Source organism: bacterium, assembly GCA_040757115.1.
GTDB lineage: Bacteria > UBA9089 > CG2-30-40-21 > CG2-30-40-21 > SBAY01 > JBFLXS01.
The window spans coordinates 1-4333 of the sequence record JBFLYA010000290.1; the positions used below are offsets into that span (position 1 = coordinate 1).

A 4333-nucleotide genomic window follows, 5' to 3' on the forward strand; every position below is an offset into this window, starting at 1 on the left:
CCATTCCAAAGCGTGCCTTTATGTATAATGATTGGTATGGTATGGGCTGGATAATATTAGATCCATATTACGGATATGGATTGTATGTAATTTGTGGTGTGTTACAGGGTGGGATGACGACCGAATACCCAAGACCAAATGTCTGGATTACTTCACCAGCAAATAATAGTTATTATTTAGTAGGTGAGGCGATAGATTGTACTGCACAGGCTTATTGTGATGAATGTGGTGAGATAAGTGATGATATAGTGTGGAGTGCAGTTGAGGAATTAGCTGACGGTGGGCAATATAATTTTCCAGATGGTTCTGGCCCAACTTATTCAATTAACCCGCCCGGACCTGGACATATCACTATTGATGCCAAAATTACCTGTCCACATGGGAATGATGTTGACTCTATTCATGAGACGGTGTTTAAAGTAAAGATAACTGATTGTAATCTTGCATGGCTACCAGAAAAAGATAATACTACAAACTTTACTGCAAATATTATCCCTGATGATGTTAAAGGAATTATTACATTTACCTTAAGTGGGGTATCTGATGAACCTGGGTATTGTCTAAATGCTGGTAAGCAAAGTACTGCAGATAAGGATTTGAAGTTTGAAGCTAATAAGAATCCTCTATTTAACATTAGAGGAAATGGTGCGATAGCAGAATCAAAGCAAGAGGTGAATACAATAGATGTCATTGTTTCCTCGTTTGATTATGGTTCTTATGGTGAAATAAAAGCAGAGGCAACGGTGCAAAATAAAACAGCAGAGTCTGAGATTAAAAATATTCCCAGAGATGATGATAATAATTATATCGCAGATGTCTGGTCATACAATGCGGGTAATGCTACGGATGATGATGATAATGTGCCTCCTGAAGGAACTTTAGGGGATGGGCTGAGTCGATATGAAGAATATAGAGGATTTCTTGTCAGCGGAGTTCATATAAGAACGAGTCCAGAGAGAAAGGATGTGTTTATTTATGATGAGAATGGCATTTATCCTCAAGGAAATTTTACTGCTGCTACAGGAATGAGTGTTCATTATCAAATAACTGCTGCTGAGTTTAATGGAGTTACAAGCAGAGTAGTTAATTTTAATTATGAGACTGCTCATATTGTAGATCAACATGGGTTATATTTGAGAAATTATGATATAGAAGGAGATACAGGAGTGGCAGGAGTTGATGATTATCATGAGTGGGGCGTTTCCTTTGGTCCAAATGGGCCTCCTAAAAACCATCCCGAAATTAGATGTGATGTAGAACAGGTGAGATGGGATGAGAATTGGGATCGTCCAGATGGAGCAAATGATAGAGCAAATGATGCTGTAATGCATAATATTACTCATGAATTAGGACATGGTATCTCAATTGCTCATCATGATCCACCAACTGGTGGTGATACTTCATGTGCGATGAGATATTTATGGGATGAATGGGATCTATATCGAAAACCTCATCTTCCAGAGTACCACGGTACTAATGATGCTGATGGATGGAATACAATGCCAATTGGCGTAGATTTCTGTTCTCATTGCAAGAGTCAATTTGAAGTTAGTGATAAATAGAAAAGGTCGAATTTTTTTACATAGGAGGAAAATATAATGAAAAGAAAGTGTTTTTCAACTTTATTTATTTGCATAAATTTAATTATATGGATAGGTATGACTTCTGTTTATAGTTCTTCTATAAATAAGGAGGATTTGGAGCTTAAAATTTCTAATTTTAATGATAATAAGGTATACTTTCCAGGAAGTACTCCACTGCACTTTGGAGTTTGGTTGGTTAATCATGCAGGAATTAGACAATTTAACAAAATTCAAAATGATATATCTTATGGTAAAGAAGTAAAAGAGGAAATTATTAGAGTGAAGATAGGAACTCCACAATGGAAATGGGATGAGAATTTGAAGATTAAAGTAGAGAAACTTACGAAGATAAAAGGAAAAGTTATCCGAGAAGAAAAACTTAAAGATATCAATTGGTATAAGTACTATACATTTCCAAATCAGGAAAGTAAAATGGAACTTATAGGTTACAGAAAGGTAGAGAGGACCTGGACCATTCCACCAGATGTAACCGCTAAACTTGAACCAGGAGAATATGAAATTACAGCTATTTATGATTCTCGTTCTGTGCCTGATGAAGATGTCATTCATAAACTAATTACTTCTATTCCACTTACTATATTTATAAAAAAACCTGCCACTAAAAGAGAGAAAGCTAAAGCATTACATGAACAAGCCAGTTATTATGGAGATTTAGAAAAGGCAAAAAAAGCACTTAGAATTGATCCTACATACTACCCAGCTCATCTTACTTTAGCAGGTCTATATAGCCACGCAGGTAGATATAAGGAGGCTATTAGAGAATACAAGATATATCTTGAAGAGTATCTTAAAGATCCTACTATCCCAATAGCTGAATGTGGCGGGAAGGCTGATGAAGAATATCGGATAAATAGGTTTATAAAAGAATTGGAAAGACAGTTAAAGAAACAAAAGGGTGATGAAAAGGAGGATTAGGGTCAGAGAGGGATTAGAGTCAGACCTTGAATGTAGAAAGCAGTTCCTTTTACATTCAACATTCACGGTCTGACCCCAATAGTTCCCTCTGTAATGCACAATATTACCCATGAATTAGGACATGGGATTTCAATTGCTCATCATGATCCACCCACTGCTGGTGATACTTCATGTGCTATGAGATATTTGTGGAATGAATGGAATCTATATCGAAAACCTCATCTTCCAGAGTACCACGGTACTAATGATGCTAATGGATGGAATACAATGCCAATTGGCGTAGATTTCTGTTCTCATTGCAAGAGTCAATTTGAAGTTAGTGATAAATAGAAAAGGTTGAATTTTTTCAACCTGTGAAATAGAAGGACAAAATATCCCCCAATTAGGGTGACAAAAAGAATAAACAGCTCGCTCCTATGGAGCTAAATTTGTTATGAGGGAGATAATCTTTCTACAAACATATCGCTCCTCTGGAGCTAATATGAATAAAGCTCCGTAGGAGCAATCTGTTTGTAGTATTTCGCAAAAGCAATATGTTTGTAGCTCCGTAGGAGCGACCTGTTAGTAGTAGTGTTTGTAGTAGAGGTTGAATATCTGTTTCTTGCATTTTATTTAAACCTATTTCACAGGTCGAATTTTTTTACATAGGAGGAAAATATAATGAGAGGAAAGTATTTTTTAACTACCTTTATTTGCCTTAATTTGCTTATATGGATAGGGATGACTTCTGTTTATAGTGCTTCTATAAGAGAAGAAGATTTGGAAATTAAAATTTCTCCCTATTTAGATAACCTTACAATTCTTCAAGGTACTGCTCTTTCATTTGAAGTATTTTGGGTTAATAACGCGGCAGTTAGACAGTCTATTATAATTCAAAATCAACAATCTTATGGAAAAGAAATTAAAGAAGAAATTGCCAGAGTAAAACTATCAACACCTACATGGAAATGGGATGATAATCTGAAGATCAAAGTAGCGAAAATCTCAGAGGAATTATTTAGTAAGAAGATTGTTCGAGAAGAAAAACTTACAAATATTAACTGGCGAGACTATTATGTATTTGCAAATAAAGAAAGTGAAATAGAACTCATAGGTTCAGAAAGTAATGTCCGTAGAAGTTGGTGTATCCCCCCAGATATTACTGTTAAACTTGAATCTGGAAGATATGAAATTATTGCTACCCATGATTCCCGGGATGTACCTGATAAGAATATTTTTCATGGCTTACTTATTTCTAAACCAATTATTATTTACATAAAAAAACCAGTTACAAATAGAGAAAAAGCTATAGTATTACTAAACCAAGCTAAATATTACGGAGATATATTCCGATTTGGAAAGAAATATTTTAATAAGAGAATAACTTTGGCAAAAGAAGCATTAAGATTAGATCCTACATATTACCAAGCTCATGAGAGTTTAGCATTTAGCTATTGGTGGGGAACAGGTGAGTTAGAGAAGGCTGTTGAGGAATTCGAGATATATCTTGAAGAGTATCTTAAAGACCCTACTATTCCGGTAGCTGAATGTGGTGGTAAGGACTACGAAGAGTATCGGATAAAGAGGTTTATAAAAGAGATAAAGGAAGTATTAAAAAAGCGTACAGATAAAGTAGAAGATTAGGGTCAGACCTTGAATGTAGAAAGCAGTTCCCTTTTACATTCAACATTCACGGTCTGACCCCAAGCACTCCAATACTATCTCTACTTAAAGGATAGAGATAATCTGATTGATATGCGCAAGAATAAGAGTTATAGTGGCAATAAAGGAGAGTATAGTCTGATAGTCAGTAAAGAGCCGATAAAGGTAGTGTT

4 protein-coding genes are annotated in these 4333 nt (G+C 35.4%); all 4 read left to right on the top strand.

The annotated features are described in order from the left end of the window. Positions 1 to 1562: hypothetical protein (locus AB1422_17220; GenBank protein ID MEW6621044.1), on the top strand; the 1562-nt coding region annotated here is incomplete at its 5' end. A 36-nt stretch (positions 1563 to 1598) separates the two neighbouring features. Beyond that, positions 1599 to 2519 (top strand): tetratricopeptide repeat protein, encoded by a 921-nt coding sequence (locus AB1422_17225; GenBank protein ID MEW6621045.1) that lies wholly within the window; start codon positions 1599 to 1601, stop codon positions 2517 to 2519. 93 nt (positions 2520 to 2612) lie between these two features. Next, positions 2613 to 2849, top strand: coding sequence for a hypothetical protein (locus AB1422_17230; GenBank protein ID MEW6621046.1), 237 nt, complete (start codon positions 2613 to 2615; stop codon positions 2847 to 2849). Positions 2850 to 3179: 330 nt separating this feature from the next. Continuing rightward, complete coding sequence (locus AB1422_17235) at positions 3180 to 4142, top strand: hypothetical protein (GenBank protein ID MEW6621047.1); 963 nt, start codon at positions 3180 to 3182, stop codon at positions 4140 to 4142. Positions 4143 to 4333 lie beyond the last annotated feature (191 nt).